General features: G+C 48.3%; 20 protein-coding genes. 11 read left to right on the top strand and 9 right to left on the bottom strand.

Going from position 1 to position 25,898, the window contains the following annotated elements; genetic code table 11:
* Positions 1–316 precede the first annotated feature (316 nt).
* The 5 genes from QZ375_RS00845 (at position 317) to QZ375_RS00825 (ending at position 7,144) form a co-directional block, all read left to right on the top strand.
* Positions 317–1,525, top strand: coding sequence for a CapA family protein (locus QZ375_RS00845; RefSeq protein ID WP_295214086.1), 1,209 nt, complete (start codon positions 317–319; stop codon positions 1,523–1,525).
* A 164-nt stretch (positions 1,526–1,689) separates the two neighbouring features.
* Entirely contained in the window at positions 1,690–3,198 is a 1,509-nt protein-coding gene (locus QZ375_RS00840) for a TerB N-terminal domain-containing protein (RefSeq protein WP_295214085.1), read from the top strand.
* Positions 3,195–4,517: an ATP-binding protein gene (locus QZ375_RS00835; RefSeq protein ID WP_295214084.1), complete on the top strand. Its 1,323-nt coding sequence runs from the start codon at positions 3,195–3,197 to the stop codon at positions 4,515–4,517. The genes QZ375_RS00840 and QZ375_RS00835 overlap by 4 nt, the downstream gene beginning before the upstream one ends.
* A complete protein-coding gene (locus tag QZ375_RS00830) occupies positions 4,514–4,792 on the top strand; it encodes a hypothetical protein (protein ID WP_295214083.1) in 279 nt (92 codons plus the stop codon). Before QZ375_RS00835 ends, QZ375_RS00830 begins: the two co-directional genes overlap by 4 nt.
* Before the next feature lie 105 nt (positions 4,793–4,897).
* Positions 4,898–7,144, top strand: coding sequence for a DEAD/DEAH box helicase (locus tag QZ375_RS00825; protein WP_295214082.1), 2,247 nt, complete (start codon positions 4,898–4,900; stop codon positions 7,142–7,144).
* Positions 7,145–7,365: 221 nt separating this feature from the next.
* Here the strand turns inward: QZ375_RS00825 and QZ375_RS00820 are convergent, their stop codons facing one another.
* From QZ375_RS00820 to aguA, 3 genes are all read right to left on the bottom strand, one after another.
* Positions 7,366–9,219, bottom strand: coding sequence for a C39 family peptidase (locus QZ375_RS00820; RefSeq protein WP_295214081.1), 1,854 nt, complete (start codon positions 9,217–9,219; stop codon positions 7,366–7,368).
* A 337-nt stretch (positions 9,220–9,556) separates the two neighbouring features.
* Positions 9,557–10,456, bottom strand: a complete 900-nt coding sequence (aguB, locus tag QZ375_RS00815) for an N-carbamoylputrescine amidase (protein ID WP_295214080.1) — start codon at positions 10,454–10,456, stop codon at positions 9,557–9,559.
* Entirely contained in the window at positions 10,456–11,568 is a 1,113-nt protein-coding gene (aguA, locus tag QZ375_RS00810) for an agmatine deiminase (RefSeq protein WP_295214079.1), read from the bottom strand. The genes aguB and aguA overlap by 1 nt, the downstream gene beginning before the upstream one ends.
* Before the next feature lie 190 nt (positions 11,569–11,758).
* Between aguA and QZ375_RS00805 the strand changes: the two genes are divergently transcribed.
* Positions 11,759–11,932: a hypothetical protein gene (locus tag QZ375_RS00805; protein WP_295214078.1), complete on the top strand. Its 174-nt coding sequence runs from the start codon at positions 11,759–11,761 to the stop codon at positions 11,930–11,932.
* An 18-nt stretch (positions 11,933–11,950) separates the two neighbouring features.
* Positions 11,951–12,202 (top strand): spore coat protein, encoded by a 252-nt coding sequence (locus tag QZ375_RS00800; RefSeq protein ID WP_295214077.1) that lies wholly within the window; start codon positions 11,951–11,953, stop codon positions 12,200–12,202.
* A 68-nt stretch (positions 12,203–12,270) separates the two neighbouring features.
* Here QZ375_RS00800 and QZ375_RS00795 read toward each other — a convergent pair whose 3' ends face one another.
* Both QZ375_RS00795 and QZ375_RS00790 read right to left on the bottom strand, forming a co-directional pair.
* Complete coding sequence (locus QZ375_RS00795) at positions 12,271–14,997, bottom strand: glycoside hydrolase family 9 protein (RefSeq protein ID WP_295214076.1); 2,727 nt, start codon at positions 14,995–14,997, stop codon at positions 12,271–12,273.
* Between the two features lie 227 nt (positions 14,998–15,224).
* Entirely contained in the window at positions 15,225–18,038 is a 2,814-nt protein-coding gene (locus QZ375_RS00790; RefSeq protein WP_295214075.1) for a dockerin type I domain-containing protein, read from the bottom strand.
* A gap of 392 nt (positions 18,039–18,430) precedes the next feature.
* On the opposite strand from QZ375_RS00790, the gene QZ375_RS00785 reads away from it, so the two are divergent.
* From QZ375_RS00785 to QZ375_RS00770, 4 genes are all read left to right on the top strand, one after another.
* Positions 18,431–19,471, top strand: coding sequence for a D-alanyl-D-alanine carboxypeptidase family protein (locus QZ375_RS00785; protein ID WP_295214074.1), 1,041 nt, complete (start codon positions 18,431–18,433; stop codon positions 19,469–19,471).
* Positions 19,472–19,554: 83 nt separating this feature from the next.
* Entirely contained in the window at positions 19,555–20,922 is a 1,368-nt protein-coding gene (locus tag QZ375_RS00780; RefSeq protein WP_295214073.1) for a hypothetical protein, read from the top strand.
* Between the two features lie 155 nt (positions 20,923–21,077).
* Complete coding sequence (locus QZ375_RS00775; protein ID WP_295214072.1) at positions 21,078–22,148, top strand: branched-chain amino acid aminotransferase; 1,071 nt, start codon at positions 21,078–21,080, stop codon at positions 22,146–22,148.
* Between the two features lie 8 nt (positions 22,149–22,156).
* Complete coding sequence (locus tag QZ375_RS00770; protein WP_295214071.1) at positions 22,157–22,627, top strand: hypothetical protein; 471 nt, start codon at positions 22,157–22,159, stop codon at positions 22,625–22,627.
* A 119-nt stretch (positions 22,628–22,746) separates the two neighbouring features.
* Here the strand turns inward: QZ375_RS00770 and QZ375_RS00765 are convergent, their stop codons facing one another.
* The 4 genes from QZ375_RS00765 to QZ375_RS00750 form a co-directional block, all read right to left on the bottom strand.
* Entirely contained in the window at positions 22,747–23,316 is a 570-nt protein-coding gene (locus QZ375_RS00765) for a GNAT family protein (RefSeq protein ID WP_295214070.1), read from the bottom strand.
* Between the two features lie 300 nt (positions 23,317–23,616).
* Positions 23,617–23,811 carry a nucleic acid-binding protein gene (locus QZ375_RS00760; protein ID WP_295214069.1) on the bottom strand — a complete coding sequence of 65 codons (195 nt, stop codon included), beginning with the start codon at positions 23,809–23,811 and terminating at the stop codon, positions 23,617–23,619.
* A 134-nt stretch (positions 23,812–23,945) separates the two neighbouring features.
* Positions 23,946–24,485: a peptidoglycan-binding protein gene (locus tag QZ375_RS00755; RefSeq protein ID WP_295214068.1), complete on the bottom strand. Its 540-nt coding sequence runs from the start codon at positions 24,483–24,485 to the stop codon at positions 23,946–23,948.
* Positions 24,486–24,497: 12 nt separating this feature from the next.
* Positions 24,498–25,895, bottom strand: a complete 1,398-nt coding sequence (locus QZ375_RS00750) for a peptidoglycan-binding protein (RefSeq protein ID WP_295214067.1) — start codon at positions 25,893–25,895, stop codon at positions 24,498–24,500.
* Positions 25,896–25,898 lie beyond the last annotated feature (3 nt).

Below are 25,898 nucleotides of genomic sequence, written 5' to 3'. Positions count from 1 at the left end.
CATTATTTTGTTTTTTGGATTTTTTCCTTTGTTACCAAAAAGAAACACCCAAATTCATTTCAAAAAAGAGGATATGTCAAAATAGTATGGAATGCTATGAACATGCTCTAGTATGTGCAGAAATTTTTCAGGAATTCCCAACATAGACCAAAGTGGTGTCAAGAAGGATACTTTATTTGGAAAAATGAATACTTTTTTCTGAAAGGAGCTTTTGATTTCCGTGTAAAACAGCGGTAGACAAATCCCAGAATTTATGGTAAAATAACGAATGATAGGGGTCTATTTTCCAAGAAAAACAGGAATGGAGAAGAAATACATGGAAATCATTCGGAGCAAGCCGAGAAAAGCCGTATTCAAAAAGAGGTATCTTCTTTCTCTGGCAGCGCTTTTGATCATTGCCGGCATAGCAGCGGTGCTAGTGATTGGCTGTATGGGAACGCAGAGGATACAACAGAATTTTTCCGAAAACGGGCTGGCTGTCGGAAATAACAGCATTCCTGTGATCGCTACACCAATAACCAGTGCAGAGCCGAAACCTTTTGACTATACCCTTTGCTTTGCCGGCGATATATGCGTGGCGGATAATGCACGCACCACGGCATACTGGAAGGATCAGGAAAGAGATATTACAAAGTGTATTGATCAGGAAATGATCGACCATATGCAGGGTGCGGACATTTGTTTCGTGAACAACGAATTTCAGTATTCTACACGTGGTTCGGCATTGCCCGGAAAGCCGTGGACTTTCCGGGGTGATCCGGAAAATGTCTGCGTCATGGAGGACCTGGGCGTGGATATCGTCTCCCTTGCCAATAACCATGTGTATGATTTCGGCGAAGATGCCTTGTTGGACACCATGGACACTCTGACGGATGCCGGAATCCCTTATGTGGGTGCTGGAAAAGACCTGGACGAAGCCTCGGCGGTGTATTATTACGAACTGGACGGTTTTACCGTTGCGTTTGTCTCCGGTACTCGTGTGGAATGGATTGAGGAAACAAAGGGTGCTGCGGAAACCACGCCGGGCGTGTTTCGTACTACAGATCCTTCCTTACTCTATGCCCGTACCAAAGAAGCGTCTGCCAATGCGGACTTTGTGGTAGTTTACATGCATTGGGGCATGGAAGCAGTGACGTATCAGGAAGAATATCAGACAGAAACGGGAAAAGCACTCATTGCCAGCGGTGCAGATGTGGTCATTGGCGACCATCCTCACTGTCTTCAGGGCATTGAGTACTATCAGGGAAAACCGATCCTGTATTCTCTGGGAAATTACTGGTTCAACGGCAAGGTTATGGATACCATGCTGGCAGAACTGCACATCAGCGGCACTGCGGAGGATTATGCGGTGCAGCTGCAATTGATTCCTGGCAGACAGGAGAATTGCCAGGTGAAATATCTGTCAGAAGAAACGGAACAGGATGCATTTTATCGGAATATGGGGTATCTTTCCAGCGCCTATGGGATTTCCATTGATGCGGACGGCTATGTGACGGAACTGGGCGCGGAAACAGAGATAGAATAGAAGCAAAAACAACGGATAGACTGGCGGTTTATCCGTTGTTTTTGCGTTGAATTGTTTTCATAACTGTATGCCCAACCGTTTGACAATCCCTATCCCATATGATATACTATAATTGACAAAAATATAGATATTCTGTACGATTCCAAGCGAAAGGCGGTGGCGGCTTGTCCGGTATCCAAAAGTTGATCTCTCTGATCTTATCCGATGAAAAATTGCAAAACAGCAGATCCTTTTCTTCTCAGGTGTACCAAGACGAGCCGATCCTGCATACAGCGGCGCAGATGAAAAACTATCTGCCGCCGGAGATCCGTGCTATGAAAAAGCTTGCGCAAAGCTATGATGCCTATCATCATTCTGATGAGTGGCTGTTCTATGAGCAAGGGAAGATGATGGAAACATACGAGGATGATTTTCCGAAGGCTGTGAATTTCAACCGTTATTACCCCACATACCGCAGCATGAACAATGACCAGCTCCGCACCTACTTCACCTGGCGTACCAAGGTGCGGCGGGGCACTGTGGAAAAAATAGATATCTCCTATGTGTTTGTGTATCTCTACGAGATGCTCAATCAGATCGGTGTGCCGTCTCCAGAAGAAGGCTTTACCATGCTCCGGGAGTTTTGGGTGATCTACCGTGAACTGGATGCCCAGATCGATTCCTATATGCCTGCCTGGCTGAGGGATTATGTGGTCTATTATGGTCTGGATTACGCCTTGTTGGAGGATTCCGACGACCTGAAATTTGACAATATACTGCTGACGCTGCTTCAGCCGGATAATCATAGCACCCATGAGATTTTTTCGGCATTGGCAGCCTTTTCTACGTATCATATGGAAAGGTCCCGGTTTTATCAGCAATATCCTGAGGATATGAAGCAGGTGGTGTGTCGTGTTTTCTCTGCACTGTCAGCATATTATGAAAAATACCGCAAAAAAAGCTTCTGCGAATCCCTGTTCGGGAAAAAGGCGACATGCACCTATTATATGTTCCGTTCCGCTGTATTCTATTTACAGGACAAGCAGGACCGGGAATATGTGATAAATCCCATTCACCGTTACCGGTGCAAAAACGGTATCTGGACATGCGAAAAGTATTATGGCAGCTGCGGCAAGCACAAGGAACTGGGTGCAATCCTGAAAACAGTGGACAGCATGATGCGTAAGGCGTATGATTTCCGCTATCCCATGAAGCCGGCAACGGAGAAAAAATATCTTCTGAACCTGATACAGAAAGAAGTTGATCAGTTTCTGGCAGAGAAAAAAGCCAAGACCGCACCAAAATTTGAGATGGATATTTCCAAGCTCCGGGACATCCGCCGGGAGGCAGCCATTACACGGGATAAACTTATTGTGGATACGGAATCGGAAGAGCCGGAATGTTTTCCAGAACCAACTCCAGAGCCGGTTTTGTCTCCGGAAACACTGCCGGAACAGAACAAATCTACCGCCGGACTGGATGCCATAGAAGTGGAATTTCTGCAATGTCTGCTCTGGGAAAAGCCCTATGATGCACTGCTCCGGGAACATGGTGTCATGCTGTCGGTACTGGTGGACAGCATCAATGAAAAGCTGTTCGATCAGTTTGCGGATACGGTGATCTTGTTCGAGGGCGATGTACCGGAGCTGATCGAGGATTATGCAGATGAATTGAAAGGAATGATTACTCCATGAAGATACCAAAGCGGATCGCTTCGGCGATCATCAATTCCCTGAAAGGCGGCGTTGTGCCCCGGATCGGTCTTCCATATATTACCGTGGGCAGAAAAAACGAAATTGACGCACTGCTGCATGATGTGGATATTATGGCAGACGGCGGTGCGGCCTTTCGCTTTATTGTGGGGAAATACGGCAGCGGCAAGAGCTTTTTGCTCCAGACCATCCGCAGCCATGTTATGGATCGGAACTTTGTGGTAGTCGATGCGGATCTCTCTCCGGAACGGCGGCTTCAGGGTACGAAAGGGCAGGGGCTTGCCACCTATAAGGAACTGATCCGGAATATGTCCACCAAGACCCGGCCTGACGGCGGTGCACTGACCTTGATCTTAGACCGCTGGATCAGCAATATCCAGAATGAGACCGCAGCGGAAAGCGGACTGGACAGCAATGACCCGGCGTTTCGCAAGGCAGTGGAATCGAAAATCTACGAGGTCATCGGTGCGCTCAATGAAATGGTGCACGGCTTCGATTTTGCAAAGCTGCTGACCATTTATTATAACGCTTACTGGAACGGCGATGATGAGAGCAAGGCAAAGGTTGTGAAGTGGTTCAGGGGCGAGTATAACACCAAGACGGAAGCCAAATCCGAACTGGGCGTGAATATCATCATCACAGACGAGGACTGGTACGAGTATATCAAGCTGTTTGCCGTGTTCCTGAAAAAGGCAGGCTACAGCGGTCTGCTGGTGCTCATAGATGAGCTGGTGAATATCTACAAGATTCCCAATAGCATCACCCGGCAGTACAACTATGAGAAAATTCTTACCATGTACAACGACACCCTACAGGGCAAGGCAAAATATCTGGGTATCATCATGGGCGGTACGCCCCAGTGCATTGAGGACACCCGGCGTGGGGTATACAGCTACGAAGCCCTGCGTTCCCGTCTGGCAGAGGGACGGTTCGGCAGAGAGGGCATCAAGGATATGCTGGCGCCGGTGATCCACCTGTCACCGCTGACCAATGAAGAGATGCTGGTGCTCATTGAAAAACTGGCGGATATCCACGCCGGACTGTTCCGCTACGCTCAGACATTGACACAGGAGGACATGATCACCTTTATCCAGATCGAGTTCGGCAGGATCGGGTCGGATTCTCATATCACACCCCGTGAGGTGATCCGGGATTTCATTGAACTGTTGGATATTGTGTATCAGAATCCCCAGATCAAGGTGACAGAGCTGCTGCATTCCGATCGTTTTTCCTATGCTAAGGCGCAGGTGAACGAGGAAGATGCGGCAGTTGCACCGGAATTTGCGGAGTTTGACATATGAACCAGACAAGGAAAATTCAAGTAAAATGGCGCTATATTCTGATTGGAATATTGGTCTTTCTGCTTATGATGATTCCATTCCCTGTTCACGATGCAACTGGTACGACGGTAAAATATGTGGCTGTACTCTGGAGCTTTCGGAGAGACAAGGTTGTGCTGGAAGAAGATGTCGGCGGTGAGTGGAATCATGTGAAATACCGCATTGTATATCGGGGCAGAATTTTTGTGTTCCCGTATGCAATCGAAGATGACGAAATACGTTATGCACAGTGGTGATTGATTTTGCGATTTTTAAAGTGGATTGCTTTGAAAACATCCCATTCGAAAAAATGATGGGTCAAAAAACTTCATTGCCTGCGCCTTGCGCAGAAAGGAACTGACATGAACATTTTCGACCGCTACGCCCCATTTGTCCAGGATTTCATCTATCAGAATCATTGGGAATCTCTTCGTGCCATCCAGGTTGCTGCCGGGGATGCCATTTTCAATACGGATGAAAATGTCCTGTTGTCCGCTTCTACTGCCTCCGGCAAGACCGAAGCGGCTTTTTTTCCCATTCTGACACTGTTCTCTGAAGATCCGCCTGCCTCTGTAGGTGCTATTTACATCGGACCGCTGAAAGCACTCATTAACGATCAATTTCTGCGCCTGAATGATCTTTGCGCCGAGGCTAATATTCCCGTCTGGCACTGGCACGGAGACGTGGCACAGTCTCACAAGGCGAAGTTGCTTAAAAAACCTTCCGGTATTTTGCAGATCACCCCGGAATCCCTGGAAGCACTCTTGCTTCACAAGCACGCTGCCATTTCCAAGCTGTTCCACGACTTGCGCTTTATCATTATTGACGAAGTGCATTCTCTTATGCGTGGTGACCGCGGTGGTCAGACCCTTTGTCTTATGGAACGGCTTTCAAAGCTTGCCGGTGTCAATCCCAGACGTATTGGTTTGTCTGCCACCATTGGTGATCTGGAGGGCACTGGTGCGTTTCTCGCCTCCGGTACAGGCAGGGGCACGGTAATTCCCCGCATCGAAACAAAAGGTACAAAATGGCGTCTTTCCATGGAGCATTTCTATATCCAAGGGGAACAGTCTGCCCAGGGAAAGTCTGTGGAACAGGCATTGCCGGAACTGGCGCAGAAAACAGATATTGCCCCGGAACATGCGGATCCGGGCATCGGTTATATTTTTGAGCATACCCGTGGGAAAAAGTGTCTGGTCTTTGTGAATTCTCGGGAGGAATGCGAAGCTGTTACCACGACTTTGCGGCAATACTGCGAGGCAAAGCACGAGCCGGATCGGTTTCTCATTCACCACGGCAATCTTTCCGCTGCCTACCGGGAAACCGCTGAAGCTGTCATGAAAGACGAGGAACAGTTTCAGACCACAGTTACCACTGCTACGCTGGAACTGGGCATTGACATCGGGCGATTGGAACGTGCATTTCAGATTGACGCACCTTTTACCGTATCCTCCTTTTTGCAGCGCATGGGACGTACCGGCAGACGGGATCTGCCGCCGGAAATGTGGTTTGTCATCCGGGAAGATCCGCCGGAAGCCCGGGCAATGCTTCCCACTACTGTACCCTGGAAACTGATCCAGGGCATAGCGTTGGTGCAGCTCTATGTTCAGGAACGTTGGGTAGAGCCACCGAGGCTGGATCGTCTGCCCTATAGCCTGCTGTATCATCAGACCATGAGTACCCTTGCCTCCTGCGGAGAGTTGTCTCCGGCAGCACTGGCATCCCGTGTGTTGACGCTCAGTTATTTCCACAGGGTCACCCAGGAGGATTTCAAGGTGCTCCTACGCCACCTGTTGTCCATTGATCATATCCAACGCACGGAAAACGGTGGGCTGATCGTGGGGATTGCCGGAGAACGGATTACGAATTCTTTCAAGTTCTATGCAGTATTCCAGGAAAACGAGGAATATACCGTCCGCTGGAATTCTCAGGAACTGGGGACGATTGTTCAGCCGCCGCCAGCAGGGGAAAAGATCGCCATTGCCGGGCATGTCTGGGTGGTAGAGGAAGTAGATCACAAGCGGCATCTAGTCTACTGCGAACAGGTGAAGGGAAAGGTTCCGGCATATTTCGGAGAATGCCCCGGAGACATCAATACCAAGGTGCTGGAACGGATGCGCATGGTGCTGCGAGAGAATATGATCTATCCCTATTTGATGAAAAATGCCGTGGCAAGGCTGGAACTGGCACGGCATACAGCGGCAAATTCCGGTTTGACAGAAGAACCGTTGATTTGTCTGGGCGGTGATATGTGGTGTCTGTTTCCGTGGCTGGGGTCATATGCTTTTTTGGCATTGGAGCGTTTTCTCAAGATCAAGTGCGCACCCCATCTGAAGCTGACGGGCATGGATTCCTCCCGGCCGTACTTCATACAGTTCAAGATGCAGGCAAGCAAAAGTCAATTTTTCCAGGTGCTGTCAGAGATGGAACGCCAGCCCTTGGATCCTATGGAGCTGGTCTATCCCAAAGAAGTGCCTATGTTCGAAAAGTATGATGAGTTTCTGCCGGAAGAACTGGTGAAAAAAGGGTTTGCCTATGGTGTCCTTGCCATTGACGAAATGCGGGCACGGATTCGAAATTGGAACGGAAAAATAGCGGAAAGTGTTTGAAATTCCGGTAAGATTTGCAGCAAAAATAATAAAAACGCCCATATCCCGATTTTTCCAGGATATGGGCGTTTCTTCGTGCCGGAAAAAGGCAACAAAAATCCTCGCAAGCATTTGCTGCGAGGAGACAATGCGTCATATTTCACTGTCAATCTTACCATGTTGTTTTGCTCCCAGACCTGGGAGCACGTCGTCCCTATGACGACGGCTGATAGAAAAGAAGATTAGTAGATGATTTTATACAATGTAGGGTATATTGCAAAGTATTCATCCAATCGGCTTCGTTTGCTGGAACCCGGATCGTTGATCACAAAATTAGAAAGAGAGAATGTAGTTCCGGTAGAACCAGTATAGCCGGTGACCAGTACATAGTGCTGACCGCCATTGGATTTTTTTGCACCGATAATGACTGGTGTACCATCTTGCAGAGAATTGTAAATCTGCTGCATCTGTGCTTGAGTGAGAGAACCGCTTGCGTCCTCTACAGTGTAGCCCAGATCGGTGCAGGAAGACCACAAAAGATTGTCTCCGCTGAAACTCAGTTTGGAGATCATTTTGTCCGGTGTAGTAGCTGTACCTGTTTCATAAGAATACTTCATCGAAATGGCAGTTGCCAAACAGCCAACCTTTCCAATGGTAGAATATGTAATCTTTTTATTTGCCCACTGGGAATCGAATTGCTTGTAGTCTGGTGCATTCAGCTGTACTGCTTCATGTCCGACTTCTGTCATGATACCGCTGGTGAGATCGAAATATCGGGAAGTGCCGTCAATGGTGATCCATCCAGTCTGCATTGCACCTGTCGTCGGGAGAAAATAATAAGAATTTCCGTCGATTTCTACAAGACCCGTGGCAGCGCCGTTTTCTGTGAGATAAACCTTGTCGGTATCGTGGATGCACCAACCGGTGAGCATTGCGCCCGTCTCTATATTGAAGCAATAGAGCTTTCCGTCAATGGTTTGCCAGCTGGTAAGCATTACACCTGTTTCTGGGTCAAAATAATATGTAACACCGTCCACTGCTGTCAAGCCGGTTGCCATACCATTTTCTGTGAGATAAACTTTGCCGCTGTCTGTCTGTATCCAGCCGGTATGCATTACACCGGAAGTGAGGTCGAAATAATACCGCTTTTCGTTGATGGTCTGCCATCCGGTCTGCATGAGTCCAGTCTCTGGCAAGAAGTAATGGATCTGATTGCTGATGATCTGAAGTCCTGTGAGCATCACACCGTCTGTACCGCAGTAGTAAGTACCTTCTTTGGTAGAGATGAGTCCCGTTTGCATAACGCCATTTTCGTCAAAATAATAGGACTTGTCGTCGATCACTGCTTTGCCTACAGCAAGAACACCATTTGCATCTGCCCACATGGTACCGTTTTCGGTGACGATCCATCCGGTCTGCATCAGCTTGTCCTGGGAGAAATAATAATTACTGCCGTCAATGACAGTCAAACCAGCTGCTGCGCCATCTGCGGTGAAATAATAAGTGCCGTTTTCATTGGTGACCCAGCCACTTGACGGAACGGCATTTTCGTCATAATAATAAAGAGAACCGTCCTCATAAGAGATCCATCCGGTCTGCACGCAGCCATACTCATCGAAAATATACGGTATGCCATCGATTTCCTGCGTGCCGGTGAGCTTTCCTGCCGTTTCATCTACGTAGTACAACTCTTCATGATAGGAGAGCCAACCGAACACCGGAGTGCCAATTTCTGCGTTATAATAATATCGCTTTCCCTCAACCGTTTGCCAGCCGGTGCGCAGCGCACCATCTGCGGCAAATAAATAAGTGTAGCCGTCTTCCAGAGTAGTCTCGTCCTGTGCACAGCTTCCGTCGCTGTAGTAATAATATAAATTATCATCATTTGAAACATACCAACCGGTCTGGCTGATCTGATTGGAAGAAACACTGCCTGTCAGAACACGGTTACCGCTGTCTGTGACAATGAATCGGTTCAGTGTTTGTATATCATCTGTTTCGGCATCAGCCGCCCCTGCGGAAACTGCACCAATGGTCAGTGCTGTCAGCAGACCACTTGCTGCTGACAGAAGTAATTTGCGCAATTGAAGCGCCATGGTTTCACGTCCTTTCGAATCAGGCAATCGCTTGTTTCCATTTCGCAATTGCTGCCCTGTGTTTTCGTATCAAATCGACAAAAAATGAAAGTCGATTGTAATCAAATTGTCATGAATCCACTATTTATTATAACGAAGTTTCCCTGCAATGTCAATCGTTTTCAGGGCTGCCTTAAAAAAAGTGTCGAATTTTCAGCGCACTGCACAAATCGTGCCGGCAAAACAGCTGGATTCTGCACAAAAGTGTGCCGAAATTTCACCCATTTTCAGGATTTTTCTTGCGGTTTTGCCCAATTAATAACATGTAACAAACGATTACAAAGCAACTTCGAATTGGTTATTCCGGCAGAACCACAGGCGCTGGCGCACTGATGACATTGTAATATTCCGGACGGCGGTCACGGAATACCCCCCAGCTCATGCGCATTTCTTCCAGTTCGTCCAGGTCATATTCCGCCAGTGCAATGCCGGGCTTGTTTCTGTCCAGCTGCTGTAACACTGCTCCAGTGCCGTCAGTGAGGAATGATGTGCCGTAGAAGCAGAGAGAGGAGGATTGCTGTTGGTTTTCCTCATCCGGTTGGATGGTTTCCGTGCCGATGCGGTTTGCCGCAATGACCGGCATGAGATTTGCCGCAGAATGTCCCTGCATACAACGCTGCCAGTGAGGTGCACTGTCTACTTCTAAAATTGGTTCCGAGCCGATGGCTGTGGGGTAGAAGAGCAGTTCAGCTCCTTGTAAAGCCATGCATCGTGCTGCTTCGGGAAACCATTGATCCCAGCAGATGCCCACACCGATTTTTGCATAGCGGGTGTTCCATACCCGAAAACCGGTATCGCCGGGGGTGAAGTAGAACTTTTCCTGATAAAAATGGTCGTCTGGGATATGTGTCTTGCGGTAAATGCCCAGCACAGTGCCGTCTGCGTCAATGATGGCAATGGAATTGTACAGCGCTGTTCCAGCACGCTCATAGAAGCTCACGGGCAGTACAACGCCTAGTTCTCTGGCGACCTTACGAAGCCGCAGGATCGCCGGGTTATCTGCCGGGGACGTGGCGAGGTCATAGGACGCATAGCGGCGTTCCTGGCAGAAATAAGGGGTCTCGAACAGTTCCGGCAGCAGAATGATCTGTGCGCCGGATGCTGCTGCATCTCGTACCATTTTTTCCGCAGTGCAGCGGTTTTCCTCTGCATCCGGAGTGCACGCCATCTGTATGGCGGCAGCAGTTACTTTACGCATCAGAGGCAACTCCTTTCAGAATGTGGGATCTGCTGGGTGATACAGTGGATATTGCCGCCGCCCAGCAGGATCTCCCGTGCGGCAATGGGAACGATATTTCTCGTGGGGAACTGTGCCGCCAGAATTTCGCAGGCGGTCTTGTCCATCGGATCGCCGAACTGAGGCACAAGCACAGCTTCATTTGCGATGTAAAAATTCACATAGGATGCCGCCAGTCGTTCACCGGGAGTGCGTGTCGGCTCGCCGTCCCAGAGATCCAGCTCCCGGCATTCTTCCTCCGTAATGCACACAGGCGTCTGGGGAATGGGTAAGCGTGTGACTGCGATTTTTCTGCCGCAGGCATCCGTCTGTTGCAATAGATAGTCCTCGCAAGCCTTGGAAAGCGCATATTGCGGATCGCTCTGGTCATCTGTCCAGGCGAGAACAACTTTTCCCGGAGCTGTAAAGGCGCCGATGTTATCCACATGTTCATTTGTCTCATCGGCGTAAATGCCCCGCGGCAGCCAAAGTACTTTCCGGGCATTCAGCATATCACAGAGCTTGTCCTCAATTTCTGCCTGGGTCATATGGGGATTGCGTCCGGCACTGAGAAGACAGCTTTTTGTGGTGAGGATAGTACCGTCGCCGTCGCTGTGGATACTGCCGCCTTCCAGAATAAATTCCCGGCAGTCGTAACAGTCTGTGTGGAACAGGTCACAGACTTTCCGGGCGACATGGTTGTCCTTATCCCAGGGAAAATACAGCCCGTCTTCAAGACCGCCCCAGGCGTTAAAACCCCAATCCACGCCGCGGACATTGCCTGCCCGGTCACGGACGAAAGTGGGGCAGACATCTCTTGCCCAGGCATCATCTGTGGAAAGTTCCACGAGCCGTACTTCTGGAGGGAGCATGGTACGGGCAGTCTCGTACTGAGAAGCATCTACCAGCATCGTCACATTTTCCGACTGTGCAATGGCAGAAGCTACAGCAACAAAGGCATCTCGTGCCGGCCAGCCGCCTCTGCGCCAGGAATCTCCCCGGATGGGCCAGATCATGAGACAGCTGTCGTGACGGTCGAATTCCGCCGGCATGGCGAAGCCGTCTCCACGAGGTGTGGTATGTAAAATTTGCATCCTATCATCCTTATCTATGTTTTGATTGCCTTTATTATACCACATAATTTTCCGGAATGCAATCGAATTCTAAGGGCATATTTCAGCGATAAGGTGGCAATGATGGCGAAAAGGAGAGCAATGAAGGTAAAATGAAATGCAGTGTATAATCAAAATATTCCTGAGCAAACTAACAGTGGAGGTGAGAGTTATGACAAGCAAAGAACTGTTATATGTGGAGGATGCACTGGGACATGAACAGTATTTTCAGATGCAGTGTAAGACTGCAGCATCACAGATCCAGGACGAGGATCTGAAGCAGTGTGTACAGCAGATGGCGGAGAAACACCGGAAGCTGTTCCAGAGCTTTTATGGCTTACTTTAAAAGAAAGGAGGCAGTAACATGGATGACAAGAATCTGATGGAAGGTATTTTGCTGTTGGAAAAGGGTGTTTGTGATCTGTATATGCACGGCACCATCGAATCTCCTACCAGCAATGTACACCAGGCATTCAGCCAGGCGCTGAACGACTCCCTTTGTATGCAGGACACCTTGTATGACAAGATGGCAGCAAAGGGCTGGTATCCCACCGACCGTGCGGAGATGACAAAGCTCCAGGCAGTCAAGAAGAAGTTCCAGTCGGTACAGGGTTAAGCAAAAAGACGGACACCTCACGAAGAGATGTCCGTCTTTGTTAGTTTCTAAAATTACTTTTGTTTATTTTATTCTTCCGTGGGCAGAGAATTGATGAGATGTACCAGGAATTTCAGCAGGGCAATGGCATCGTCTGAGCCAAGCTCGCCGTTGGCGTTGCAGTCGGCATTTGCTGCCGCCTGGTCATTCAGGGAAACAGAACCAGCAGATACTTTGTTCAATAAAACTGCATCAGTAATGTCCACTCTGCCGTCCAGGTTGACATCACCATAGAGCGTTGCACCGGATATATTGCCGGAGGACGCTGTGGTAGTTGTGGTAGTTGTGGAGGAATCCGTCGTGGTGCTTTCGCCGTTGCCTACTGTAACCTCAAAAGAAACAGTGTTATCAAAAACCCGATATTGATACCGGATGTCATCGCTGCATGTAATACGAATCGTATATGTTCCCGGAGTGGAACTATCAAATTCGGAGATATCCACAAGAAGGGAGTCACTATCCATTTCCATTGGATTGACATTGTCAAAAATCACATCGTGATTCGATTCTCCATAATAGTAATCCAGCGTAACGCCAAGTCCGGTCAGATCCAGCCCTTCACCAATGTTATATGTGAGCTTAGCCGGTAAATTGGTCAAGGAAAGATATCCTTCGGATTCATAGATCACGTATTCCGATGTTGTTGTTTCAGTCGTGTAGATATCCGAATCGGTTGTTCCCGAAACAGAACTGGCGGTAGTAGTTGTTTCTGTAGTAGTTGTTGTCTGTACTGGTTTTGTAGTTGGTGTTGTCACTTTCGGTGTAGTGCCGTCCGGCTCAGTACCCCAGATGAGTGTATCGCCGTCATACATGGTGATCTTATCTGTAATCACCATAGCATCCTCGCCGCCCTGAGCAAGTCCTTCAAAGGAATAGTCATTGGTGGGATCCCACACGCCCTGTACATTGTCCGGGATGGAGATACGGAACTGGCATTCGCTGCGGTGTTCCGACTGTCCAGTGGGCATTACCACGCTGCCGTCTGCGAAGGAAAGCTTCACGTAGTAAATATTGCCGTCATACTGGATCGGGTCGGAAATGGACATTGCGCCCTTGTCAGAAGCGTGCTGGTCATAACCGATCTTTACGGAAATGTCATTTGCAGACATGCCGGCTTCTACCAATTCAGTGATATCGAAATAGTAATTGTAGGAAAGATCCTTGACAAATCTTGCCGGCCATGCAGTGTGGTTCAGGGCAAATACTTTCAGTTCAGTATAGCTGGACGCTGCCTGGTTCACAGAAGCAGAGATGGAGAATTCATCCCACTTCGGTGTTTCTGTGGGCGGGAAGTCCGAATCAGAAGTGCCGCCGTACTTTTCTACCATAGCGCACAGCGCTGCGGTATAGCCTGCGTTATAGTCAATGGCAACCTCAGAATACTGATAGTCACCGATCTTGTCGGAATAGCCGTCCTGCTGATCCGGACCGCCTACCAGTGCACCGTATAGGATGTGGGCATGTTCTTTGGCATCCTCGCCCTCAGTCTGACCGATACCGCTCCATTTGTCATTCCATGCACCGCTGGAGGTTCTGTGATGCCATGCATGAGGATAATCCTCGCCCATACCAACAACATAGCTGAAATTTTTGGAATTATCACCAAAGCAATAATTCATAGTATCATCGGCAAAATCCGTGTATTTTTCAATAAGTGCAGTATCCCCTGCAAAGAGCTCATCCACTGCAACATATGCCAAAAATGCAGTGGTAGTAGCATGCCGCAAAGAACCCCATTGGAACAGCCATGCCAAGCCATCCGGTGTATGTGTAATTTGCTTTCCGCCATAGCCTGTGGTCCAGTATTCCAGATGCTTTTTGAACTGATCCTTCCAGGTAGAATCGCCAGTGTTGATGGCATACAGTAATGTACCGCCCTGCTGAACATCGTCCCAGCAGTGGCCCCAGGTATATTTCAGGTCAGAGGACTGTTCCTCCTTGCCCAGATTCGGGATATAATCCGATTTGCAGAGATCCAGATACTTTTGCTCACCGGTTGCCATATACATCCAGTTTGCTGCAAAGAACAGATCATCATAGAATGTGGAGATCTTATAATAGGATTGTTCCTCCGGGTCATCGCCGATGGAACGGTTTTTGTCAGCACGGTCAAACAATGCCTTTGCGTGCTCCAGATATTCCGCTGCCTTTTCCGGCTTGGAATCCTTGAAGTTCAGATAGCCGGTGCACAGTGCTGCTGCCATCTGTGCTTCGATACAGCTGTCGTTGCAAGTATAGTACGGACGTTCTGTTTCACCCTTCATCAGCTCATACTTTGCCATATACATTTCAGCTGCGCCCCACCACACGTGGTCGAAAGAGCCTTCACCGATCATATAGACAATTTCATCGCCCAGATCGCAGCCCACCAGATAATCCAGAGCGAACTGCAAGTTGTTCTCATACATTTCGGTTTGGCCGCATTTTTCCACGCCGTCACGGTATTGGTACAGACCCCAGCCCAGCATGGTGGCGGAATAGGCATTGGTCAGGGTGAATTTCAGGTGGTCGCCGGCATCGAACCAGCCGCCGGGGACAAAGTCGTTTGTCATAGAATCGGCACGCCAGGTGACTTCGTTCCACTCCGGCAGTTCGCCGCTTTGCTGTACCTCGTAGAAAAACATCGACTTTTGCAGGGCTTCACCATAGTTGTACTTGCTGTTCGACTCGGCAGTTGCGATTGCAGTCGGCACAGCCGCAGCCGTTCCGGTGAACGCCAGTACTGCGGCGGAGATTGCCGCAATCCATTTCTTCATAATCAAATCCTTCCTTTCACAGAATGCACGTGCATTTTTCGCACTGTTGTCAATCCAATTATTTTTATTGTATCATGTTCTCATTGGAAAGTCAAGATTTTTTGTGAAAATACACGGAAAACTGTTTTGCAATAAGACGCTGCTGCAAAAAAGCCCCACACCAACGGATTCTCTCCGTCAGTGCAGGGCCTTTTATATTATTTTAGATCAGATTTTTCGTGTTGCTTTTAGGAGGCATCCGGCAGGGAATTGATGAGATGCACCAGGAATTTCAGCAGGATAATAGAATCATCTGCACCAAGCTCGCCGTTGGCGTTGCAGTCGGCATTTGCTGCTGCCTGGTCATTCAGCGAAACAGAGCCGGCAGATGCCTTGTTCAGCAGAACTGCATCGGTAATGTCCACTCTGCCGTCCAGATTCACGTCACCGTATAGAACGTTGGTGTCTGCGCTGGCGCTGCTCTTGGAAGTTGTGGCCTCGCTGGAATTTGTGTTGGAGGCGGAACTTGAAGTGGCTGTGTTTATAGAAGTTGCTGAAGATGTGGTGGCCACTGTGCCAGAAGCACTTGCAGAAGAAGCTGTAGTTTCGGTGGATTTTGCAGTGGTTTCCGAAGATTTTGCAGTAGTCGTGCCGGCAGTAGTTGTTGTTGTCTCAGCCGGTGTAGTTGTTGTGACAACGTTTGGCTTTTCCGGGCCAGTGACCTCGCCTTTGACAATGCCGCAGCCGACTGTGGACATGTAAACTGTACCAAAGGTGTTCATATCACCTACCAGGAAGTTGCCGTTTCCAGTACCACCGTAAAGCTTGTTCTGATTGATAAGCAGCCAGGATTCACCGCCGTCTACAGAACGATAGATGCCCTCTGGATCGGATTCCTGAGGTTTACCGTACATATAAAGCGTATTCAGACCGCCTGTTTTCTCCGGTGCACCATAGCCTACGGTCTTACAGTAGAAAACATCCAGTTGTTCCACTGTTTTGCCGCCGTTTGTCACATGATACATGCCGTACCAGCCTGCACCCAGGATAATGTCATCCTCACCCAGATAAGCGATTCTGCCGGCACTGTCGCACTGATCATACATGGCAATATCTGTACCAGTAAAGGTTTTGCCGTAGTCTGTGCTCACATAGAATGTATAGTGTGCATCAGAAAATTCCGCTGCCGGTTTGGAATAACCCCAGGAAGAATTGTAGTAGGTCGCATAAGCGTAAACCACATTGGGCTGATTTGGTTCTACCAGCATATAGGTCGTTTTGGAACCATATGTGGAACTAATGCCGGAACAGCTGTTCCATGTCTGTCCCCAGTCGTCAGAGTAGCTGACATTGCCGTCGTCTTTACCGGATTTGAAAATGCGGTATGTGCTGTCATCCAGCTGTGTGATGGCAGCCTTTCCACCGGGAGAGTTTGCCATTGTTGTCCAGGTCTTGCCGCCGTCAGTGGTGTAAAAGCCGGGAGCAATGTCGTTCTGATTTTCTGCAATACGAACCATTACGTCCGGGTTCTGAGGACAATAGGCAATGGCACAGGTAGAACCCATGTTGGGCTGATACTGTTTGCCAGGGACAGAAGTGTCTGTATGCTTGAATCCGTCGTAGTCACCGATAGCGGAATATGGTGCATCGCCGGGAATGCTTATCATATCCAGTGCAACGACTTCTTCAATGCCGTTGGGGTGGAAATAGAACGCAGGAGTATCAGCCCAGGTGTTGTCGCAGGCAAATACGCCGTTACCGGAGGTGACAAAGAGTCGGTCGCTGTCTCTTGGATCCAGTACAATGGCGCCTGCCCAGTGGATGGCCTTGTACTGTACCCAATCGAAGCCGCCGTCCTGGAGATATTCTGCCTCCAAGGGCTGTCCCCAGCCTTTTTCATTGCCGGGCGTCATGCTGGTCCAGGTCTTTCCGCCGTCCTCAGATTTGAAGAAGCGGTCGCCCCATGCAGGACCATGTTCTTCAGTCCAGGCTTCCCACATCTGAGAATACCACAGACCGCAGGTAGTTGCTACCAGCTTGTTGGCGTCATTCGGGTCACTGAAAACAGCACCAAAACCGTTCCCTGAAGGAGAAATGTCCGTTACTTCACCTGTTTTGGTGTTGTATTTGTATGCGCCGCCGGCACTGCCGTCGAATACGATACCGGCAACATAGCTGATGAGCAGATTGCCATCAGCATCCACATTGATGCGGGACGGATAATAGTTTGTGGGAAGATCGGCGCTCAGGGCTTCGAAATCGTCACTGCCCACATCAGCCACATGGACATTGGTCTGTCCCGAAATGGAGGTGGCAACATAGACCTTTCCATCCTGGATCATAACCGAAGCCACACCGTTCTGGTGGTTGTACTCATCGCTGGTGAGAGATTTTACCACATGGTTATCCCAGGTGGGCCATTTAATGGTGTTGCTGAACATACCGAGATCGTCATAGCCCTTTACAGGCGTCCAGGTAGAACCGCCGTCCTTGCTCATGATCAGTGCAGAAGAGCCGCCGGCAACATCGCCGCCGCAGTACAGAATATCTGGATCGTCCGGATCAACTGCAATGGCTTCGCCGCACTGTCTGCCGTCACCGTTGCCGTGTACCTGGATCAGATCTGTGACATCGATCTCTTCAAAAGTCTCTCCGGCATCATGAGAGCGGAAAATAACAGTGCGTGCACCGCTGAAATAAGCACATCCGCAGAGCAGATAAATCGTATTGTCATCATTCGGGTCGAGACACATGGCGTCTACACTCAGAAGGCCACGATCCTCTTCGTTCAGAAATGCCAGGAGTTGCACCCACTCTTCCTTTTCATAGTCATAGCGGTAAGCACCGCCGACGTCAGTACGGGCATACATCTGGTCGTCGCCGGTGACAATGCCGGAGACAAAGCCGCCGCCGCCGATCTCTACCGTGTCCCAACTCATAGAGGCTTCAATGGAGTCTGTCGCTTGGACCTTCATTGGTGATACCACAGCAGCTGTACCGATACCAGTGCACAGCAGAACTGCTGCCGTTAAAACTGATATACATTTGTTCTTTTTGTTCATGGAGAATCCCCTTTCCAAAGAATTTGGCAGTGCATGAAGAAAGAATGTCCCATTGCACTGCCGGGCAGATTGCATTTATATTCATTCTTATTATAGCACACTTTGTGCAGAATTGCAAGAATGGAATAACATTGCAGCCGAGATTTGTATATTATATCTACAGCATGGGGCGCTTTTTCGGCAATGTGCACAACATCCTCAATAATGCACAAAATCTGGGGAGAACATTTGGCGAATTTACCACATGACAGCACAAGGAAAGTGTGGTATAATACAATAGATGTAACCACTTTGTAAGATTTAGAAGATTTTTTGTTAGAAACATTACAATTTGGAGAAAATACAAGAAGAGAAACGACAAAGAAGTAAAAACGGAGAGAAAGGGAACGATTATGGCGAAACGATCGAAAGCCGGCGTTTGGGAACGCTTTTCGAGAACAGGAGTTATTTTGATATTATTGTATGTGATGTTTATTATTCTGGGTTTTGCAGTGCGCCTGCTGTTTTTCTCGGACGAACGGAGCACGAGTATCATCCCCGATAATAACAATGTCATTGCTTCGGCAGAGGGCACTGCTGTACAGAGTGCGGCAGTTTCGGAAACAGATGGGAACAGCGAAGCGACCAATGCGAACATTCTGGAATTGAAAGTGGATCAACAATTTCTGGCAGTGCTGGAAGGAAACACGGCGGGTATTGCAGTAAACATGTCCACTACCGGTCAGGCGAGTGCAGGCGATCTGGTCTGGAGCAGCAGCGATGAATCCGTTGCCATAGTAGACGCCTCTGGTACAGTCACCGGCGTGAAGCAGGGTAAGTGTGATATTACCGTTGCAGTCAAGGGAAACGATGCGATCTCCCAGACTGTGCCGGTGACAGTGCGGAAACTGGAGCAGAAGGACGGCTGTACGTATATTGACGGCATTCTCATTGTCAATAAGACCTATGGTTTGCCGGAAAGCTTTAATCCGGGACAGTTGGACGCCACAGCAAGGGCAGCTTTTGAGCAGCTGAAAGCAGATGCTGCAAAGGAAAATCTGAACATTTATATTGGCTCGGATTACCGGGACTATCAGTATCAGGTGACCATTTACAACAATTACAGCGAGCTGTATGGCTGGGAGATGGCGGATACTTTCTCAGCACGTCCAGGACATTCCGAGCACCAGACAGGATTGACGATCGACTGCAATACGATAGATGATGCCTTCGGAGAAACAGAAGAGGCGGCATGGCTGGGAGAACACTGTGCGGACTATGGATTTATTGTGCGATTTCCAAAGGAAAAAGAAGATATCACCGGTTATAAGTATGAGCCGTGGCACATCCGCTATGTGGGTGCAGACGTGGCGAAGGAGATCAATTCCCTTGGTTTGACCCTGGAGGAATACTTGGGTGTGGATTCTGTATACACCACATCTTGGGAAGGTTGATCGTGACAGTACAGCATATTATAATAGTATAACAGATCTCCGTGCCTTTGGGTGCGGAGATTTCTTGTGGGAAGGAGGGCAATATGTTTCTTTTGCAGCTTCTGCTGGGCTTCCCCGCACTCATTGGAATGGGCTTTTTGCCGCATCCATTTGGGATCATACTCTTTCTCGCCTGGGCGGTGCAGCTGATTTTCTGGAAATTGCTTCAAGAGTATTACCCTTATGCCGACCGAGTGCGAGGGTATCCGTCAGCGGAACGGGGCGTGTACCGCCGTCTGTTCAGTCGGAAAGCCATGCCTTCTTTGACGCATCTTACTGTGCCGAAGCAGTCTGTGCTGGCACAGGATGCTGCCGGGAATCTGTTCCAGATCATCCGCTATAAGCAAGTCCTGTATTTCCGGATGCTTCGTCCTAGACATAGTCTGAATGATGATGCAATATTACAAAACCACTTAATGACATATTACCCCAATCTAAGCAGCGGCAAAAAATGCGGCAAGAAAGATTTCCGATTTCCCGTGAGTCAGGTACAGTCAGTCTCCTACATAGAAAAACCTGTGGAAAATACACGATATGCTGCCTTTGGTATCCTGCAACTGGAAATGAAGGACAATACGGATAAGAAAATCCATCGCTATTATCTGCTGTCGAAGCTGTCTGCGGCAGAACTTGCCCTTATGTTCGATCCTGTGCCCTTTGTGGATGAAACGAAAACGATATTGGAATATAACACAGTCTGGAGCGTTCTGAAAACATTAGGGACACCGAGACTTTGTAATCTGATATTGCAGGTGGGGCTGTGGTTTTCCACGGCGTGGCTTCTTTCTTTTACAATATTGTCATCGTCGTATTTGTTTCTGCCTTTGACATTCTGGCTGATCTGCACTGTGCTGCTGATGCTGCTGTGCTGGACAAACGGCAGCCTTTTCTTCTGGGGAAAGGCGGATGATACAGAGCAGCCGGGATTATTTGGAACATCGCCCTGCGTACACTATGCGCTATTTGCACCAATGCTGATCCAACTGGCATTTTTGACACATCGGGTGAATTTAGTTGTTTCTGATTGGGGGCGTTATGCTGTTATTTGTTTTATTTTCGCCGTAGTACTGAGCGTATTGTTTCTCTATTTCTGCCGAAATCGGACAGCTTCTGGTGTTGCGTGGATGATAGGGCTGTCGTTTCTGTTTTCCATTTTGTCTGTAGTCTGTGCGAACCAATTGTATGACCCATATATTCCAGAAGAACAGGCTGTGATTATAATCGAAAAAGAATATCATCGGGGCGGTACAAAGAGTCCAGGATCATATTACATTACGGTACAGCGTTCAGATAAATCACAAGAAGAACTGACGGTTACTGGAAGATACTACTATACCGTTGAAGAAGACGATACTGTCATACTGCAGAAACCCCCCGGATTGTTCGGAATTGCCTATTTTACTTTGGAATAAGACCGAATCTGAAAAATACACACTCAAATACCAAAAAAAATTTCAAAAAACCATTCCCAAAAGAAGAAAAATGTGCTATAATAGAAACAAAGCCGCCCGAACCCAGGGGAAACCTGACGATTTGCGGCAAAACTATCAAAAAAGAGGTTTTTGAGATGGAAATCAAGAAACAATCGACCACATGTCCGAAGGAGAAGCCCCAGGACGAGAGCAAGCTGGGCTTCGGTCATATCTTCACGGATCATATGCTCATGATGCCCTATGACGAGGGACAGGGCTGGCATGATCCAGTGATCCTGCCTTATGGGGATATCACCCTCAGCCCGGCGGCAATGTGCCTGCACTACGGTCAGACCGTGTTCGAGGGACTGAAAGCATACCGTCGTGCAGACGGCGGCGTACAGCTGTTCCGTCCGGAGGAGAACTTTAAGCGTCTGAACCGTTCCAACGAGCGTCTGGTTATTCCGGAATTGCCCGTAGAACTGGGCTTGCAGTGCCTGAAGGAACTGGTTTCTGTAGAAAAGGATTGGGTTCCGCATCAGGAGGGTGCGTCCCTTTATATCCGTCCGTACATTTTCGCAACAGATCCCTTCCTGGGCGTACATCCGGGTGAACATTACCTGTTTATGATTATCCTGTCTCCGTCTGGCCCGTACTATGCTTCTGGCCTGGATCCGGTCAACATCTATGTGGAAAACAAGTATGTCCGCACCGTCCGCGGCGGCATGGGTTATGCCAAGACTGGCGGTAACTATGCAGCTTCGCTCCACAGCCAGGATGATGCCTATAAACAGGGCTACTCCCAGGTACTGTGGCTGGACGGCGTAGAGCAGAAGTACATCGAAGAAGTAGGCGCCATGAACATTGCCTTTGTCATTGACGGCGAGGTAGTGACTCCGTCTCTGGAGACTGGCTCGATTCTGTCGGGTATCACTAGAAAATCCGCTTTGGAACTGTGCCGCAGCAAGGGCATTCCGGTTTCTGAGCGCCGTATCACCATCCAGGAGATCGCCGATGCCTATGATGCAGGCAAGCTGACAGAAGTATTCGGCACCGGTACTGCCGCAGTTATTTCCCCGGTAGGCCACCTGAAGTGGGGCGATAAGGTCATGGTCATTAATGACAACAAGATCGGACCTGTTTCCCAGATGATCTATGACACCCTGACTGGTATCCAGTGGGGCAAGATTCCGGATGAATTCGGCTGGATTGTGCCCATTGACTGATTGTGATTATGCTGAAACAAATCCTTTCCCCCAAGACCTGTGCAGAATGCAGGCTTTGCTGCGGTTTTGACTGTACTGACCTCTGGGAACTGCCGGTGCTGCCGGCGGAAACTGTAGAAGCCGTTCACCGTAGAGATTCTGCTGTCGCTCTTACAGCGGCAGGCGAGGAACAGACCTTTACCGCACCGGAACTCCGAGAGAATGAAATCTACGCCTGTCCCATGCTGGGAGAGTCTGGCTGTATTATGGGTGACGAAAAGCCCTTTGACTGCAAGATCTGGCCGTTCCGCATGATGCAGGATGAGACCGGCGCTTTGCGGATCGCCGTGGCGTCTTATTGTCCGGGCATGGAGCAGTATACAGAGAAGCAGCTCCGGGATTTCTTGTCCCAGGGACTGGCACAGCAGATTCTGAACTATGCCAAAGCGCATCCGTCCCATGTGAAGCCCTTTTCGGCGCAGTATCGGATGATCTGGTGAACATGCAGCAAAAATCCGTACCTGTAAAGGTGGGGATGACGTTATAACGAAAAATAACCTGGGAAGATTTTGTTCTTCTCAGGTTTTTTGATCTTACGGACAAATTGAAATTTATCCTGTTAAATAGATTCATATTTTTCGTACTCATCTTTTAAAATGGAATAATATAGTCTTCCGATATATTTATCATCTATAAAGAAGCAGTCTCTTAATGTACCTTCATATGTAAAACCACATTTTTCAATGACTCTTTTTGATGCACTGTTGATCGTCATTGTGCATATTTGAACTTTATGCAATTTGATTTTTTCAAATCCATATGCGATAACCGCCTTTGTTGCTTCTGTTGCAAGACCTTTGCACTGAAAATCCGAACCGATACAATATTCTATCTCCGCAAAGTTATTCTTACTGTCAACAAGGTAGTATGCTATTTGACCTATGCAGTCTAGGGATATTTTATCTATTATAGCCCAACGATAATAGTCTTCTTTTTCATATGAGCCGATATATTTATCAAGAAGTTCTTTTACTTCTAATTCCGTTGTGTAAACCGGTTCACGGTATAAAGATTGTATCTTTTTATCGGCGATCCAGTTTTTTCGCATTGATGCATTATCTGAATATTCAAATCTGCGAAGAATTAATCTTTCTGTTTCAATGGTATTCGTGCCGATATGTGTAAGCATTTTCTTTCCTCCAACTTCCGATTTATTATCATACCAATTATACCACCGAAAAAAAGAAAAGTCAATTCAGTCAAACACAAAAAACGCAAAGCCACTTCTGACACACTGCATCAGATTCTGAATTATGCCAAAGCTCATCCGTCTCATGTGAAGCCTTTTTCAGCGCAGTATCGGATGATCTGGTGAATATGCAGTAAAAATCCGCACTTGTAAAGGTGGCGTGACATTATAACAAAAAACCTGGGAAGATTTTGATCTTCTCAGGTTTTTTTGATTTTACAGGCGAATTGAAATTTCCCATTATTTTTTAATTTTAGAAATATCATCCAAATAGAATTCAATATAGCCGCATTCCGGACAAACGGCAGCTTGCACCTTACCAAGATTGTCTTTGAATATTCCCTGTTTCGTAATTTTCAAGCCATATGCCGCACCTTCTACTTTTACATCGTAGTTTTCAATCATTTCAGATTCACATCTAATACATTTCTTCATATCATTCACCTCCTCAAATTTCGATTTATCGTCACACCAAAATTATACCACCGGAAGAAAGAAAAGTCAATCCAATCATAAAAAAGAAGCCATTTCTGACACACAGCATCAGAAGTGGCTTCCACATACTCTTATCAATCCCACGTCAGTGATTCTCTTTTTGGCATCACGTTTACCTCATTGTCCAGTGCAGCAACGAGCCGATTCCAGGTTGCCGCATCGACTTCCCCGGACGGTGGAGCACTGGTCAGTTTCTGGAATTCCTGGACTGCGTGTGCGGTGGTATTGTCAAATATACCGTTTGCCTGCACAGGCGGCAGCTGGGGGAAAATCGATTGGATCGCTTGTAGGATACCCTGAATCAGATACACGCTGGCACCTTTATCGCCGAGAGAATAACTGCAGATTCCCGCCGGAAAAAGGACAACGGCATTCAGCGGTGGTACGACTTCATCCAGATATGCTTCCACAAGGGCATTCCACGTGGCGGTATTTGCTGCGCCATTGGGGCGAAGCTGGTTTTTCTGTTGAAATTCCCGGACAGCGGCGGCAGTTTTAGGGTCATAGATGCCGTCCGGTGCAACACGTGGCAGGTCTTGCACATGGGAAAGCCCATGCAAATAGGTCTGCAATTCCCGGATATGTTCCCGTTTTTGTTCTTCGGTATAAGCCATTTGCGCATCTCCTTATCTGATAATATATCCCGGTGCTTGATACGGCTGCTTGTTATACCCATATTTCAGATCTGAATACAGACTCGTAATGGCATTCCAGGCAGCTGCACCTACGACACCGTTCTGAGGATAACCGAACTGTCGCTGAAAGGCAATAACGGATGCCTTTGTCATGGGGCCGAAATAGCCTGTGGCATTTACCGCCGGGATCTCTGGATAAGTCTCGTGGATGAAAGAGAGATACGTTTGCAGCAGTTTCACATATTCGCTGGTAGTGCCTTCCCGCAGGACAACGCCCGGATATAGCACCACGTCATTGACGGTGGTATCTATGGGAACGGATTCTACAATGCCGGAATATGCGTCAAACATAGCATACCAAGTGTCACCGTCCACGATTCCTGTCTGAGGCAACCCGAATACTTGCTGCAAAGATTTCACGGAAGTCTCCGTCTGCGCCCCGAAATATCCAGTGATCTCCACAGGCTGCACTGCTGCATAATAAGCGCCAATGACAGCAAGATAATACTGAATGGTGCGGACATCCTGCCCCTGCATGCCGATCTGCAGCGTGCCCGTAAACTGCTGTTCCACTTCTTCCATGGTCAGTCCCTCTGAATTCAGTTCCGCCAGATTCTTGACGCTGGTGAAAATGTAGGCAATTTGATACCAGGTTGCTTCGTTGACCACGCCAGTTTCCGGCAGTCCAAAAATATCCTGAAAGACTTTTACGGCTTCCTCTGTGATATAGTCGAAATCGCCTACCACATCACCGATCTTCGGAATCGCAGGGTAGTTTCTGGAAATGCGGTTCAGCTGAACCTGAATGGTACGCACCGGGTCGCCGCTGTATCCCAACTCCAGGGGGAATCCAGGATAGGAAGGTGTATTTGTCATAACGGGCACATTTGTTACAATATCAATGTTGTCGCCATAATAATATTTCAGGATCTCATACGGCGTCATGCCCTGTTGTGCCAGGGGGACAGTTCCCCATTGGGACAGTCCTTCACATGTCACCGTAGTACCGTTGCAGAAAGCGGTGAACATCGGCTCAACGCTGCCCTGCCGGCGGACGTAGGAATTGAACAATTCATCCACCAGTTGGGAAACGTTTTCAAATACTTCTCTGCCATATATGTACTTCTGGTCAAACTGAGTGGAGTTCGTGATGTCAAAAGGGTATCCTCTCGCACGATACCATTCTGTATAGATACGATTGAGGGCAAAGCTGACAATGACGTAAATATTGGCACGGAGAGAGTTTTCCGGCCATGTAGGGTAAATTTCGCTGGATGCTACGTTTTTGATGTAATCTGGAAAGGAAATGGTGACATTTTCTCCGTCATCCTGGGGACGCCCCAGATGTACGGTAATGTCTCTGGGAATATAAGGTTCTCCGACTGGCATAGT

Origin of the sequence: Ruminococcus sp. (assembly GCF_019417665.1) — a bacterium.
GTDB lineage: Bacteria > Bacillota > Clostridia > Oscillospirales > Ruminococcaceae > Ruminococcus_C.
The sequence above is the reverse complement of the archived record's forward strand: the minus strand, read 5'-3'. Positions and strand labels throughout refer to the sequence as shown.